This is a genomic window from Pedobacter sp. TM02, assembly GCF_059705275.1.
The window spans coordinates 2,776,032-2,792,088 of sequence record NZ_AP046530.1; the positions used below are offsets into that span (position 1 = coordinate 2,776,032).

10 protein-coding genes are annotated in these 16,057 nt (G+C 45.6%); 7 read left to right on the forward strand and 3 right to left on the reverse strand.

Annotation, left to right across the window (positions count from 1 at the left end):
- The first annotated feature begins 2 nt into the window (after positions 1-2).
- Positions 3-464, forward strand: coding sequence for a pantetheine-phosphate adenylyltransferase (coaD, locus tag AC6H1S_RS11820; RefSeq protein ID WP_199139082.1), 462 nt, complete (start codon positions 3-5; stop codon positions 462-464).
- 34 nt (positions 465-498) lie between these two features.
- Here coaD and AC6H1S_RS11825 read toward each other — a convergent pair whose 3' ends face one another.
- A complete protein-coding gene (locus AC6H1S_RS11825; RefSeq protein ID WP_199139080.1) occupies positions 499-1,110 on the reverse strand; it encodes an NUDIX hydrolase in 612 nt (203 codons plus the stop codon).
- On the opposite strand from AC6H1S_RS11825, the gene pyrE reads away from it, so the two are divergent.
- A complete protein-coding gene (pyrE, locus tag AC6H1S_RS11830; RefSeq protein ID WP_233165778.1) occupies positions 1,109-1,771 on the forward strand; it encodes an orotate phosphoribosyltransferase in 663 nt (220 codons plus the stop codon). The genes AC6H1S_RS11825 and pyrE overlap by 2 nt on opposite strands.
- A 43-nt stretch (positions 1,772-1,814) precedes the next feature.
- Positions 1,815-2,213, forward strand: coding sequence for an SRPBCC family protein (locus tag AC6H1S_RS11835; RefSeq protein ID WP_199139078.1), 399 nt, complete (start codon positions 1,815-1,817; stop codon positions 2,211-2,213).
- Between the two features lie 51 nt (positions 2,214-2,264).
- On the opposite strand, the gene AC6H1S_RS11840 is transcribed toward AC6H1S_RS11835, so the two are convergent.
- Entirely contained in the window at positions 2,265-5,000 is a 2,736-nt protein-coding gene (locus AC6H1S_RS11840; RefSeq protein ID WP_497563738.1) for a carboxypeptidase-like regulatory domain-containing protein, read from the reverse strand.
- Positions 5,001-5,118: 118 nt separating this feature from the next.
- Between AC6H1S_RS11840 and AC6H1S_RS11845 the strand changes: the two genes are divergently transcribed.
- The 4 genes from AC6H1S_RS11845 to AC6H1S_RS11860 all read left to right on the forward strand — a co-directional run bounded on the left by AC6H1S_RS11845 (position 5,119) and on the right by AC6H1S_RS11860 (position 14,270).
- Positions 5,119-7,791, forward strand: coding sequence for an alpha-L-rhamnosidase (locus AC6H1S_RS11845; RefSeq protein ID WP_497563739.1), 2,673 nt, complete (start codon positions 5,119-5,121; stop codon positions 7,789-7,791).
- Between the two features lie 136 nt (positions 7,792-7,927).
- Complete coding sequence (gene clpB / locus AC6H1S_RS11850; protein ID WP_497563740.1) at positions 7,928-10,528, forward strand: ATP-dependent chaperone ClpB; 2,601 nt, start codon at positions 7,928-7,930, stop codon at positions 10,526-10,528.
- Between the two features lie 378 nt (positions 10,529-10,906).
- A complete protein-coding gene (locus AC6H1S_RS11855; protein ID WP_497563741.1) occupies positions 10,907-13,423 on the forward strand; it encodes a carboxypeptidase-like regulatory domain-containing protein in 2,517 nt (838 codons plus the stop codon).
- Between the two features lie 160 nt (positions 13,424-13,583).
- Positions 13,584-14,270, forward strand: coding sequence for an autotransporter outer membrane beta-barrel domain-containing protein (locus AC6H1S_RS11860; protein WP_199139068.1), 687 nt, complete (start codon positions 13,584-13,586; stop codon positions 14,268-14,270).
- Between the two features lie 67 nt (positions 14,271-14,337).
- Here AC6H1S_RS11860 and AC6H1S_RS11865 read toward each other — a convergent pair whose 3' ends face one another.
- Complete coding sequence (locus AC6H1S_RS11865; protein WP_497563742.1) at positions 14,338-15,996, reverse strand: M28 family metallopeptidase; 1,659 nt, start codon at positions 15,994-15,996, stop codon at positions 14,338-14,340.
- Between the last annotated feature and the right edge of the window lie 61 nt (positions 15,997-16,057).

Sequence of the window (16,057 nt, forward strand, 5' to 3'; positions counted from 1 at the left end):
ATATGAAAATAGCGCTATTTCCGGGTTCATTCGATCCGATTACCATTGCTCATGTCGATATTTTGAAGAGGGCAATGCCCCTGTTTGACCGCATTGTGGTAGGTATTGGTCTGAACAGCTCGAAGCAGAACTTTTTGTCGGCCGAAAAAAGGGAAGAAATCGTCAAAACCGTTTTTCAATCGGCAAGCCATGTAGAAGTACAGCTTTACGAAGGATTGACGGTTGATTTTTGCGCCAAAATTAAGGCTAAATACATGATCAGGGGCATACGTTCGGCCGCCGATTTCGAATATGAGCGTGCCATTGCCCAAATCAACCAAACCATGATGCCCGAGGTAGAAACCATCTTGCTGCTCAGCAAACCCGAGTTTTCGGCTATTAGTTCTACCATTGTTCGCGATATTTTGCGCAACAAAGGCAATGTGGCTCCTTTCGTGCCTCAAGAGGCCTTGAAATTCTTGTAGGCAGCGCCGCTTAAAGCTAAATAGCCAATTAATTTTAAATCAGGTTTTCTGCCTTCAGCACATCCAAAATCAAAGGATAGGTATTTTTGATCTTGCCCTGAATGCCCAAGGGATTGACCCAAACAGCGCTGGTGATGCCTTCGTCTTTTTGCGGCACGAGTTTAGGTGCGCCTTTTACCCACATTTTATACCAGCTGGTACGTTTAAGGATCAGCTTATTGCCTAACTCATAAACGTGATAGGTTTTGCAAAGCCGTTCATCGCGCCTTTCTATTTTAACGCCACATTCTTCTTCTACTTCCCTTACGGCTGCAGTTTTGATTTTTTCTTCTTTTTCTACCTTTCCCTTTGGCAAATCCCACTTTTTATTTCTGAAAATAAATAAAAATTCGCCGTTGGCATTCTCTACCAATCCGCCAGCCGCCTTGATTATGGTTAGCTTTTTCTTGATGGACTGAAAAAGTTCCTTCGGCCTTTTGCTGATCAGTACATAGTTTTTCTGCTTGCTCAGTTTGAGGTTTCTATAAAATGTTGGAAAATCAAAATACTCTGTATCAAGCTGTTGTATTTTATCTATTTGTCTGGGTACAGTATCTGCAATAAACAAGGTGTTATCGTTGATATAAATTCTGTATTTTTGGGCCATGTATAATAAAAGTGATATTGAATTAAAGGTAGCTGAATTTTTATTACAAATTAAAGCAATTAAATTACAACCTAATAATCCATTTACATGGGCCTCGGGTTGGAAATCTCCTATTTATTGCGATAACAGAATTACATTGTCGCATCCTGCTGTTAGAACCTACATCCGCCAAAAGCTTGCGCAACTGATCCAAGAAGAATATGGTGCAGTTGATGTGATTGCAGGTGTGGCTACTGCCGGAATTCCGCAAGGTGTTTTGGTTGCCCAAGAGCTGGGCCTTCCTTTCATCTATGTACGTTCTAAAGCCAAAGAACATGGCACTGGAAGTTTGATTGAGGGCGAAATTATTGAAGGCCAACGCGTAGTAGTTATCGAAGATTTGATTTCTACTGGCAAAAGCAGCCTGCAGGCTGTAGAGGCGTTGCGTGCTGCCGGTTTGTCGGTAGCGGGTTTAGTGGCTATTTTCACTTATGGATTTGACCAGGCCGACCAAAATTTTGCCGATGCCAAATGCCGTTATTCCACCTTATCTAACTATCCTACGTTGATCAGCTATGCAGCCGAGCACGGTTTCATTGCCCAAAACGAAATCAATTTATTGAACAAATGGCGCGAAACCCCGGCAACCTGGGGCAAAGACATTGCCATTGACGCAGAATAACAAATTTGGTACGATTTTCGAGACCTCAAAGAAAAACATACTTATGACCATTATTGAAAGTACCGTTGAACTAGATTTGCCTATAGACAAGGTTTATAATTTTTTGGAAGATTTGAATAATCACCAACAGTTAATGCCCGAAAACATCTATAATTGGTCGTCTACAGCCGATGAAGCGAGTTTTACCATCCAAAACATGGCAAAATTGGCCATCAAAATTTCTAACCGCATCCCTAACAGCGAAATTGTGGCTGTTCCTTCAGAAAAAGCACCTTTTGATGTAGAACTGAAGTGGACAGTAGCACCCAATGCAAATGGGGGCACGACAGCCAAACACATCATTTCGGCCGATTTGAACATGATGATGAAAATGTTGGCCGCCGGTCCGTTGCAAAAACTGGCAGACCACCAAACCAAAAGACTAAAAGAAGTGCTGGGCTAATAGCCAAGCCTAAATAAGCTTAAAAGCCCCTCGATTTTTGAGGGGCTTTTTTTATTTTACCGTAAAGCTGTAGCGCTTTCTTACCAGTTGTCCGCTCAAGGCTACACCCTCTAAAGTAACCAGGTATTTGCCCGCTTCGTCGGCGGTAAAAAACTTGAGGCTGGCATTGCCCTTTTCGTCAGTAATCAAATCGGGCTTCCAGTAAATGGTCGACCTCAGGTCGGCCATTTCCCTATGCTGGCCAGGCACATCGTAGGCCGGCGCATAAAATTCCTTGGTTAGGGTATAGCCGGTTTTTAGCCTGCTTAAACCCAAAGCTGGTTTTGCTTTGGCCCTCCAATCGGTGGTAAAAAAGACAATTCCATAAGCTGAGCTCATGATGTTGGTGAGGCCCTTATATTGCGGGCCATCCACTACTGCATCAATAGGTTCTTGCAAATTCAGTCCTATGCCTGATGAATAAGCGCCGGCCCTAATAATCTGTATGCCGGCCAAAGTACTCGGGTCAATCATGGTGGCGTCTTTAATTGGCCTTCCGTCTAACAGCAGCAACATAGGCCCCTCGGTACCTTTTCTGCGGCCGTAAATGATATTGCTTCTCACCGTTATCCCAGCCATGCCCGTAAAAAAGTTGAGCACATTGGTGGAAGACTGGAGCTTATCTGGGGTAATGGTATAATCTGGCGGACTGATGGTCGGAAGTGCTGATTTATAGATAGGCGGATTTCTGGATGTCTTGATTTCTACCGGCTTGAGCAAAATGCGCCCATTAATTAAACCATATTTGCCCATTTCGCCAAACCTTTGCTGCGCGGCAGCGAGGTAGCTTACAAATACGGCATCTTTTGCGTCATCGGTTCTAGGCGCAGTCGCACTGGCGAATCCTACCCTGTTATCGATCAAGATCTGCGCATTATTGCGGTCTTTGGCATTTTTAGCGCGCAAAATCACCGTGGTACTATCCGGAAAAACCAAATCGTCGAACACAAAACGCCCATTGGCATCGGCTACTGTATCGATCAGCAGCAGGGTGCTCGGCACAAACAGGTTGATCTTGCCATAAGGAATGGGCTTATTGCTGAGGTTAACAATGGTACCGTGGATGGCAAAACTGGACTCGGTATTAAACTTGAAATGGGCTTGGCCTTCTGGCTGCATCACATCGCTCCATTTAAACCTGCGCCAGCCCTGGGTAAGCATCAGCAGGTCAAGGTCTCTGATCTTGGCCGCATCGATGGCTGTAAAATAATAGTTGGGTTTTTCTATGTTTCCCTTTAAATCGGAGGTCAGCAACAGGTTAGACAAAATGGTGGTCTCGTTATCTTCTACCTGGTTCACTTTGTCTTGGTTTACCACCGATACCGAGAAGCTGCCCACTTCTCCTTTCGCCTGGGTATCTTCAACATGCAACGCAAGGTTAACTTGCTCTCTTTTGCCATAGCTTGCTTTGGGCGTACTCACCTTAACATTAAGGCTATCATTCCGATGTATAAATACCAACCGCTCTGCCAAGGGAGACATGTTGGCTGTAAAAAGCGTGAACTGCACAATGCCTTCAGAAAACATGTTTTTAGGCAACCTGGAAGAAACCGACTCCCTATCCAGCTTGATCTTGGCGGTGTATTTGATCATGCCGTTTGATTGGGCTACCACAACCACCTCCCTATCTTGGACCAACGCTGGCGAGCAATTGATGCGCAATAGCAAGTTTTCATCGTCCAGATGGTTCATGTTCAGGACATAGCCAGTAGCCATGGCCGGTGGCAACCGAAAGCGTTTCTGCTCGCCGTCTTTCACAATAACCGCCTGATATTGTTGCCCTGCCACTGGCATAAACGCAAAAAGTCCCATGCCCAAATGTGTTGTATTGATGGCCGCTACTTTTTTGCCATCATTATCTTCTACATAGCCTTCAACAGCCGTACCCATTCCGTTTTCGTTAATCGCTTTGAAAGCCACTTTTGAACGGATTCCGTCGACCAAATTTCCGCCTTCCGGAAAAAACTGCAGGTCGATTGTTTTGGCTTGGCTTACCACTGCAACAGTTTTGGTTACTTTAATGACGTCGTTTTTGTTAAACACCGTATTGAGCAACAGTTTGTTAAGCGTATAGTCCTTTTTAAGGTTATAGTTTACCGTAATTGTACCTTTGCTGTCGGTTCTTCCCGTACCGCTAAACAATTTATCGTCTCCGTAAACCAGGTTATAGCTCACTTCCTTATTGATTTCGGGCTCGTTGTCAAAATTGGAATAGCTGAGCGTAGCCTTTAATGCGGTGCCGTTTGAGCTTGGGTTCAGCTCAAATTTGGTATCAACCATTACTTTGTCGTGAAGGGCATCGCCAATATTGATTTCTTTCCTGAACAAAAAGGCATCGTCAAAATTGCGCATCCAATTGGTGTATGCTCTTAGTTGATAGGTTCCAGCCCTAAACGTGGTATCAGAAAGATCGATATGGCCATTGCTCAACCCGTTTTCCAAAGGAAGCACCTGTGTTTTTTTAACCTTTCCTCGCTCATCAATGATGTCTACATAAAGCACCTTGCTCAAAAGCGACAGTTTGTTTTCTTCGGCATTAACCACATAGGCACTGAACCAGATGTCTTCTCCGATGCTGTAATAAGGTTTATCCAGGTGCAGATGCACTTTTTCTTGCGGATTTCTGTTGGTATACTGTTCAAGCTTTTCGATAAAGGAGTTTAACGGCCCGTCGTCTTTGAGCAAAAAGCCAGACAGCGCGATAAAAGCAGCGGCAACAAATACCTGCAGCAAGAGACGCTTTTTCATATCGTTAATAGTTAAGCACTTCAATATAAGATTTTTAATCTAAATTCTTAGTTGTTCGGGATAATCTACCTGTCAAACATAAATTTTAATACCTTAGTTGTAAATTAAACCTACTGTCATGTCGTCAAGATTCCTCCGTACTCTCCTGCTGCTTACTTTTCTCGGCTTTATGGCCAACGCTTATGCACAACCCTTTGCCACAACTGCGCTAAAAACAGAATATCTGATTAATCCGATTGGATTAGACAATCCCAATCCACGTTTTACCTGGCAAATGGCCGACACCAGAACCGGCGCCAAGCAAACGGCCTTCAGGTTAATGCTAGGTACCGACTCCTTGGCTTTGGCACAAGGTAAAGCCAATACCTGGACTACCGGGTGGTTACAAACCAACGCACAGCTCAAATCTTATTCGGGCCCGCAACTAAAACCTTTTACTAAGTATTATTGGCGGGTTGATATTGCCGACCAGCACCAGAAGAAATCAGGTGCTGCAAAAATAGCCAGCTTCGAAATGGGCATGATGAACCCTAAAAACTGGCAAGGTGCCTGGATTGCCGACAATGAGCAGATCAAGCTTAAACCCGCCCCCTATTTCAGGAAGGTTTTCGAGACCAAAAAGCAAATCAGATCGGCCAGGGCCTACATTGTGGCTGCAGGCTTATACGAACTTTCATTAAATGGTGAGAAGGTGGGCAACCATAGGCTCGACCCCATGTACACACGTTTCGACCGGAGGAATTTATACGTAACCTACGATGTAACCCCACAGCTTCGGCAAGGAAAAAATGCCATTGGCGTGTTGCTAGGCAATGGCTGGTACAATCATCAATCAACCGCGGTATGGTATTTTGACCGTGCGCCTTGGCGCAACAGGCCTACGTTTTGCCTGGATTTAAGGATTACCTATACCGATGGCAGCGTAGAAACCATCAAATCGGGCAAAGACTGGAAAACCGACCTCAGCCCTATCATTTTCAACAGCATCTATACCGCCGAACATTACGATTCGCGTTTGGAACAAGCGGGTTGGAATACTGTTGGTTTCGACGACAATAAATGGAAAAACGTCATTTTCCGATCTGCACCCTCCTCGCAAATTGTGGCCCAAGCCATGCATCCGGTACGCAACGTAGAAGAAATCAAGGCCATCAGTCTCAAAAAACTGGACGATACCACTTATGTTTTCGATTTGGGTCGCAATATTTCGGGCGTAAGCAAAATTAAACTGCATGGCCCTGCCGGCACCATAGTTAAGCTCAAACATGGCGAAAGACTTTACCCAAATGGGCATGTCGACTTGTCTAACATCGATGTGCATTACCGGCCTACCGACGATAAAGACCCGTTTCAAACCGATATCCTCATTTTAAACGGCAAAGGCGAGCAAAGCTTTATGCCCCATTTCAATTACAAGGGTTTTCAATATGTGGAAGTTACCAGCAATGCCCCTATCCAATTGGCCAAAGAAGATTTGTTAGGCTATTTTATGCACAGCGACGTACCCGTGGCAGGGAGCATCAAAGCCAGCGACCCTTTGATCGAAAAGCTACAGTTTGCCACCAACAACTCTTACCTCTCCAATCTTTTTGGCTACCCGACCGATTGTCCGCAACGCGAGAAAAACGGCTGGACAGGGGATGCGCAAATTGCCATAGAAACCGGATTGTACGGCTTTGACGGCATTACCATTTACGAAAAATGGCTGGCCGACCACCGCGATGAACAACAGCCCAATGGGGTTTTACCCTCCATTATCCCCACCGATGGTTGGGGCTACGAATGGGGCAACGGGCCCGATTGGACGAGTACCATTGCCATTATCCCCTGGAACATTTACCTGTTTTACGGCGACCCCAAAATCCTGAACGACAACTACGAAAATATCCGCCGTTATGTAAACCACATCAACGAAACCTATCCTAGTGGTCTAACCACCTGGGGCTTGGGCGATTGGGTGCCTGTGAAATCGGTATCTCCTGTTGAGTTGACTTCTACCTGCTATTACTACGCCGATGCGCTGATTTTGGCCAAAACGGCAAAAATTCTGGGCAAAACTGCCGATTACCAATATTATTCGAACCTCGCGCGCAAAATTAAAAACGCCTTTAATGCCAAATACCTCAACCAAACTACAGGCTTGTATGGGTCAGGGCTGCAAACCGAACTGAGCGTACCTTTATTTTGGGGCTTGGTTCCCGACAACCTGAAGCACCGCGTGGCCGAAAATCTGGCCAAACGCGTAGCTGCAGACAACTTCCACCTAGATGTGGGTCTGCTAGGTACGAAAGCCATCCTATCGGCCTTGAGCGACAACGGCTTTGGCGAGGTGGCCTATAAATTGGCCAGTCAGCGAACCTTTCCGAGCTGGGGCTGGTGGATTGAAAACGGAGCCACTACCCTGTACGAAAACTGGAATATCCAATCGAAAAATGATATCTCGCTCAACCACATCATGTTTGGCGAAATCGGTGCCTGGTGGTATAAATCGCTTGGGGGCATTAAACCCGACGAAACGCAGCCGGGCTTTAAGCATATTTTGTTGCGGCCACAGGTGGTTGAGGGATTGGAAAGCTTTGAGGCCACGCACCGTGGCCCTTATGGCCAAATCGTATCGGGATGGGAGAAGAAAGGGCAACTGCTCACCTATCATTTTGTGGTCCCGGCCAATGCAACGGCAAGCGTTGATATTCCGGTAGCTATAACACAAACAGTCTACCTAAACGGCAAACCCATCAAAGCGCAACCCATCAGGCTTCCGGCCGGAAATCATCGCCTAGAACTTCGGTAAATTACAAAACAAGACATTTTTTCAGGATAAATCATTAACTTACAGACAATTAGTCAACAAACCCCAAAACATAGCGACAAAATTTCCGATTGGTGAAGCAAAACGGCAGTGGCATTTGTTTTGATTTAAAAGAAACATGAACTTCAACAACTTTACCATTAAAGCACAAGAGGCCATTCAAAAGGCTTCCGAAATAGCACAAGGCAATCAACAGCAAGCTATCGAAACGGCACACCTGTTAAAAGGTCTGCTATCGGTTGATGAAAACGTGGTTTCTTATGTTTTAAAGAAACTGAATGTGAACCTTAACGTGTTGGAACAAAACCTCAACACCGCTATAGAAAAATTACCAAAGGTTTCTGGTGGCGATATTTACCTGTCGTCAGGAGCCAACTCGGCCCTGCAAAAAGCCCAGTCGTACCTCAAAGAGTTTAAAGACGAGTTTGTGGCCGTAGAACATATTTTATTGGGTATTTTGGCTGTTAACGACTCGACTTCCAAACTATTGAAAGATCAGGGCGTAACCGAAAAAGACCTTAAAAAGGCCATTACCGAATTGCGTGGCGACAGTCGGGTAACCGACCAAAATGCCGAAGCCACTTACCAGGCTTTGAGCAAATACGCCCGCAACCTGAATGAGTATGCCGAAAGCGGCAAGCTCGATCCGGTAATTGGCCGCGACGAAGAAATCAGGCGTGTAATCCAAATTCTTTCGCGCCGTACCAAAAACAACCCTATCCTGATTGGCGAACCCGGTGTTGGTAAAACTGCCATTGCCGAAGGCATTGCCTTTAGGATCATTAAAGGCGACGTGCCCGAAAACCTGAAATCGAAAACCGTATTCTCTTTAGATATGGGTGCCTTGATTGCAGGCGCCAAATACAAAGGCGAATTTGAGGAACGTTTAAAAGCCGTTGTGAAAGAAGTAACACAAAGCGATGGCGATATCATTTTGTTTATCGACGAAATTCACACCTTGGTTGGCGCAGGTGGCGGCGAAGGCGCTATGGATGCCGCCAACATCTTGAAACCAGCCTTGGCGCGTGGCGAACTGCGTGCCATTGGTGCAACTACGCTCGACGAGTACCAAAAATACCTCGAAAAAGACAAGGCTTTGGAGCGTCGTTTTCAAAAAGTAATGGTAGAAGAGCCTGATACCCAAGATGCCATTTCTATTTTGCGTGGCTTAAAAGAACGTTACGAAACCCACCATAAGGTAAGGATCAAAGACGAAGCCATTATTGCCGCGGTAGAAATGTCGCAACGCTACATTGCCGATAGGTTCTTGCCCGACAAGGCCATCGACCTGATGGATGAGGCGGCTTCTAAACTGCGTATGGAAATGGACAGCGTACCTGAGCACGTAGATGCCTTAGACCGCGAAATTATGCGCCTGGAAATTGAACGTGAAGCCATTAAACGCGAAAAAGACGATAAAAAAGTAAAAGAGCTTTCAGCAGAAATCGCCAATCTTTCGGCCGAACGCGACGAGTTTAAAGCCAAATGGCAAGGCGAAAAAGATTTGGTGGATGCGGTAAACAATCAGATTGAGCAGATTGAGCAGTACAAGCTGGAAGCCGAACAGGCCGAACGCGCCGGCGATTATGGCCGCGTAGCCGAAATCCGTTATGGCAAAATCAAAGAGGCACAAGATAAGGTTGAAAAACTCAAAGCCGATTTGGAAAGCCAGCAAAGCGACAGCAGAATGCTGAAAGAAGAGGTTACTGCCGATGATATTGCAGGCGTGGTGGCCCGTTGGACCGGCATTCCGGTTACCAAATTGGTAGCCAGCGAACGCGAAAAACTATTGCACCTGGAAGATGAGCTGCACAAACGCGTAGCTGGTCAGGAAGAAGCCATCGAGGCCGTTTCTGATGCCATCCGCCGTTCACGTGCCGGTTTGCAGGACAAACGCAAGCCTATCGGATCGTTCATTTTTCTGGGTACCACCGGTGTAGGTAAAACCGAGTTGGCCAAAGCCTTGGCCGAGTTCCTGTTCAACGACGAAAATGCTATGACCAGGATAGACATGAGCGAGTATCAGGAAAGACATGCGGTTTCGCGATTGATCGGAGCGCCTCCGGGCTATGTAGGCTACGATGAAGGTGGACAGCTAACCGAAGCAGTAAGGCGCAAACCTTATTCGGTGGTATTGCTCGATGAGATTGAAAAAGCGCATCCAGATGTATTCAACATCTTGTTGCAGGTACTTGACGATGGTCGTTTAACCGACAACAAAGGCCGTGTGGTAAACTTCAAGAATACCATTATCATCATGACTTCAAATATTGGTTCGCACCTGATCCAGGATAATTTTAAGAACCTTAATGATGAAAACCGTGATGAGGTGATTGCCAAAACCAAAAGTGAATTGTTTGAGCTTTTGAAGCAAACCATCCGTCCGGAGTTTTTGAACCGTATCGACGAGCTGATCATGTTTACGCCACTCAACAGAACCGAAATCAGGGATATTGTGGCTCTACAGTTCAAACAGGTGCAAAAAACCTTGGCCGAAATGGGTATTACCCTCGAGGCCAGCGAAGAAGCCCTCGATTGGTTGGCCGAGTTGGGCTACGACCCTCAATTTGGCGCCAGACCGTTAAAACGTGTCATCCAAAAAAGGATATTAAACGAATTGTCTAAATCTATTTTGGCTGGAACAGTTGACAAGGAAAGCAAAATCAAACTCGACATGTTCGACCATAAGTTTGTTTTCTTAAACGAAAAAGCGAGCTAAAAGCCTCCACATATTTTAAAATCAAGCCCTTCGGGAAAAATCTCGCGAAGGGCTTTTTCATGGGCTGAACTTTCGAAATTTTAAAAATTTCACAGGTTTGCTTCGCAATAGTTTTGCTCAACTTGCTTATCAAGAACACCAGCAAAGGCATTCTCTTGGGGTTTAAAGCCATCGTTGGTCTTCTCCGCCAGCGACTTTGCTAAGTTGCCGGGCAACCCGCAGGCTTTGGTTGGTGTTATTCAGTCCAAGCCAAAAATCCGGTCGCTGTCGTTAGTGTTCTTCACCAACGGCATTACCAGGTTTTGCAGCCATTTGTGGTCTTCATCAAAAAATCATAAACGATTTTGTATTTTAGCTTCATACCTAGCTCGTTAGTCCATGACCAAACATAGCCGTTTTCTCCTATCTTTTATCTTGTTCTTCATCAGTTTATCGGGCCAGGCCCAACAAGCCAAATACAAGGAAATGGTACAGTACGACAGCGTACGCAAATCAGTACCCAGAGAAAAATTGTACATGCAGCTTGACAAGCCGGTTTATGCCATGGGCGATACCATCTGGTTTAAAGGTTACCTGATCAATGCCAGTCTGCTTAATTATTCTACAACCAGCGCCTTGATTTATGCAGACATCATCGATAAAAAAGGACAGGTGATCCAAACCGTGAGTCTGCCTACGCAATATGGCTTAACCTGGGCTGGTTTTGCCGTCAACCCCAACAAATACGAACCCGGCATCTACACCTTTAGAGCCTACACCAACTGGATGCAGAATTTTGGCGACACTTTTCTGTTTAAAAAGGAAATCCAGATTTTGGATATCGCCGAGCCCCAACCAGCCAGTCCGAGCACAGCAACGGCAAAAGTGCAAAATGTAAGGAGCAATACCACAAACAGCAACAAAAAACCGCTAATCGACTTGCAGTTTTTGCCCGAAGGTGGCACTTGGATTGCCGAACGCCAGCAAAAGCTGGCCTTTAAGGCGCTCAACATTAATGGCAAGGGCACAACTGTAGAGGGCGACATTGTAGATTCCAAGCAACAAAAAGTGGCCAAATTCAAATCGAACAGCATGGGAATGGGCTATTTTGATTTTACGCCCAAAGCCGGCGAAACTTACATGGCCAATTACAGATCGGCCATTGGCAACGGCAGCCAGCCCTTGCCTAAAACACAGCCCAGTGGCATTACGCTCAGGTTAAACAACAACCTGAATAGCGATTCGATCAGTATTTCTATCCTTTCAGACCTGCCCAACCAAGAACTTACCATTTTAGGCCAATCGAGAGGCGTATTGTGTTTCCTGGCTAAAATCAAACCCAATTCTACCTACAAAATTGTTCGGGTGCCCAAAAATATCTTCCCTACCGGTGTGTGCCAGATTTTAATTCAAAACGAGCAGCAGCAAACGCTGAACGAACGCAATTTCTTCATCAATCACCACGATGAGCTTAAGGTACAAATGACCACACCCAACCAAAGTTTTGCGGTGAGAGACAGCATCCCGATCCACCTTCAAATAACCGACCAAAGTGGCAAGCCCATTGCAGGTTCTTTTTCTTTAGCTGTTACTGACGACGGGCAGGTAAAAAAAGACAGCTTAAACGACCAGAACATCTTAAATTACCTGCTGCTGAGCTCCGACCTGAAAGGCGAAATCGAAAATCCAGGCCATTACTTCAATGTATCAAACCCGCAGCAGCAGGAAGAACTCGATGCGTTGATGCTTACCCAAGGCTGGGTGAGTTACCAGTGGGACCTGAACAAAAAGCCAACATTTAAGGCCGAAAGCGAATTTACGGTAAGCGGCAAAGTCACCAACATTACCAATAAGCCCATTGCCAAAGGAAAGATCACCCTGCTGAGCACCCGCAAAGGCTTTATGATTATGGACACGGTAACCAACGACAAGGGAGAATTTGTGTTCAGGAATTTTCCGGCGATGGATAGCCTGTCTTTTTTGATCCAGGCGCTCAATGCCAAAGGCAACCGAGGTACTTTAGGTATAGAAATGAACGAGTTTAAACGACCGCCCATTACCGTTGCAGCTCCAATCGTACCCCTTGCAACAATGTCAGAAGCCACGGATAGCGTAACCAAGCAAATGGTGACGAGCCAAAGACAGGCCTCTACCTACCGTGGTGGCGGCATTGGCTTGCGCGAGGTTAAAATAACGGGCAAAAAAGTAGTCAAAAGCTCCAAAAACCTAAATGGACCAGGCGAGGCAGACCAAACCTTATCTGAAGCCGATTTGGAGAAACTGAATAAAAAATCGTTGCTCAATGTATTGGAAGAACAGGTAAAAGGCTTTAGAATGGGTTACAGGCGCAAAACCAACATTAAAGAATTTATGGTAAACTTTGCCCTTGTAAAACTGGTTATCGATGGGGTTGATGTAGATTTTTTCTACTCGCCCTCTGATTGGCCCATTACCGATGCACATTACCAACACCTCAAATACTACCTCGACTATTATACAGCCGAAGATGTGCAAGGCATAGAGATTATGAAGCACGCCCGAAACGCAGGTCGATACCGCATGGAGTTTTTAAATCCGATGGATGAAACGGAATATGCCTTTATAGAAATAACCACCAAAACCGGCTCGGGGCCCTTTCTCAAAAAAGCCGCCAACATGTATATCTATAAGCCTCTGCCCTATGGCGACAACAAGATTTTCTATAGTCCGAAATATACTGCAGCCAACAAAGCTACCCATACCCCCGACCTCCGGTCTACCTTGTATTGGATGCCAAACCTGGTAACCAATAAAAACGGCGAAGCCAACGCCCACTTTTTTGCCAGCGACCGCAAAGGCACTTATACCGCATGGCTGGAAGGCACCGATACCGAAGGAAATTTTGGCTTTAAGGCCATTAAAATCACGGTCAAATAACCTTTGGCCAAATCGTATCGCATTATAGCTTAGTGGATAAAGGCTAAAGCCATGTTGAAAATTTTTAACCTGATTTACAAGCAGTTAAAGATTTAACAACTACATCTATAGTTGTTTTTCGTTTTTTATGCCTAAACTTGGTTAACACAAAAACACACAAATGAAACCTCAATTATTCATCCTGGCCGCGCTATGCCTTATGGCCTGTGGCGCAAACGCACAAACAGAAAAAGGAAAAAGCTTTATCAATGGTTCAATTGGATTTACTTCCAATAAAAACAACCAAATCGTTTCCACTAGTCCAACTTTTAGCACCGAACAAAAAGCAGAGGCTTTTAACATCATGCCGCGTTTCGGCTATTTTGTAGCCGATAACCTGACCATTGGTCTCGGAGCTGGCTATGTTCATAGCAAATCGACGGTTAATACAGTAAATACCGCTTCTTCTGCTATTATTTTGGCTACGCAAACGGGTAAGCAACATGTCTTCAGTATCGAACCTTTTGTAAGAAAATATGTTGATGTGGCTGATAAATTTAAATTTTTCGGCGAGTTTAACCTTGGCGTTGGTTTTGGCAAAGCGATTAACCGTTCTGTTTATAGCGCGCCGATAAATTCCAGCTCGGAAGACAATTACAAACTAACTTCTTATGGTGCGGCCCTATCACCAGGCTTTGCCTTTTTTCCATCCAAAAAATGGGCTATCGAATTTAGCTTCCCATTGGCCAGCTACCGCAAAACAAAACCTAAAGACGTATCAAACGGGTTGAGCATCCCAACTACCGAAACGTTCTCTTTTGCAACCGACTCATTCAATCCGAGCATCGGTTTTAATTTTCATTTTTGATTACTCTGTATAAAAAACCCCTCAGTTTAGCAATAAACGAGGGGTTAATCATATACTTCCGTAATTTCTATTTCATGCTCTTGGCCCTAATGGCCTTAAATTCAGAGCCTTCTTTCCATCCCGGAAAGGTACTTTCGTTGCTGAGGCGATAGCCCACCTCAAATAACAATCTCAAATCGGCCACCATACCCGAAAAATCCCATTTAGCTGGTTCAAAATTATCTGCAGGCGCATGGTAACGGTTTTTGGTATAATCTTCTTGCTGCGCCTTGCCCCAAGCTTCACCGTGCTTTACATTGTTAATGCCGTTGCCGGTGTACAATGCCGGAATACCCACTTTGGCAAAATTGAAGTGGTCTGACCTGAAATACGAGCCTGCTGAAGGATTAGGATCTTTGGCTACTACACGCTCCTGCTTTTTGGCTGCTTCGGCCAAGTAGTCTTCCAATTCTGACTGGCCATAGCCTACTACAACAATATCTTTGGTCATCCCCGAAGCCTCCATGGCATCGATGTTGATATCGGCAACCGTTTTGTTTACTGGAACCAAAGGATGCGAAGCATAATACTCTGAACCCAGCAAGCCCTGTTCCTCGCCTGTTAAGGCAATAAACAAAATAGAACGCTCAGGCTGGTGCTTGGCTTTTTTAAAGGCATCGGCCAAGAGCAACAAAGCCGCTGTTCCGGTGGCATTGTCAACCGCGCCGTTATAAATCGAATCGCCGTTAATGGCTTCGCCCTTGCCCAGGTGGTCCCAATGGCCCGAATAGATCAAGTATTCGTTGGCTCTTTTGGTGCCCGGCAAAACTGCCACCACATTGTTGGAAACCGATTTTTTGATGGCATTGTTAATGGTTAGCGACACTTTGAGCCCCAAATCAACCGGTTTAAAGCCAGGTTTCCCAGCCTGTTTCATCAAATCTTCCGATTTGCCGGCCATTTTAAATAGGTTCTTGGCTACCTCTTGGGTAATCCAGCCTTCCATTAAAGCCCTCGAACGGTTATTGTCTTTGGAGTCCAAATACAGTTTCGATTTAGACCAGCCGCTTCTCACTACGCTCCAAGGATAGCTTGCCGGTGCCGTGTCGTGGATGATGATGATCCCAGTAGCGCCTTGACGGGCCGCCTCTTCAAACTTGTAAGTCCAACGGCCGTAATAAGTCATGGTTTTGCCCTTAAACAAAGTCGAGTCTGAAAAACCCGGATCGTTTACCAATACCACAACGGTTTTGCCCTTCACATCCAGGCCTTCGTAGTCGTTCCATTTGTACTCTGGTGCCACAATGCCATAGCCGGCAAAAACCATCTCGGAGTTCTCAACTTTCACCTGATTGGTTACATGGCGGGTGGCGGCCACAAAATCGTCGAGGTATTTAAGGCTCAGGCTTCCTGTAGCTCCTTTAATGGCCATGGCTCCGGCTGGGGTCGATTTGATATCAACCATCGGCACCTGCTGAAAATAGCTGTCGCCATTGCCCGGTTTCAGGCCCAGTTTTTCGAATTCACCTTTCAGGTAATTGATGGTTTTGGTTTCTCCGGCGGTAAATGGCTTGCGCCCTTCAAAATCGTCGGAAGCCAGCACGGCGATGTGTTTGGCGAAGGCAGAATCGTTAATGGCTTTTAGCGATGCGGAATCGGCTTCTACGCCTGCCGATTTTTGACCTGACGATTGGCAGGAGGCTAAAGCTAGCATGCCCACCGACAGTACGAGTAATTGTTTTTTCATTTGTTTAGCGGGTTTAGGAATACCTAAAATAAGGTTTTAAAACAAATAAGCCTCGAAAATT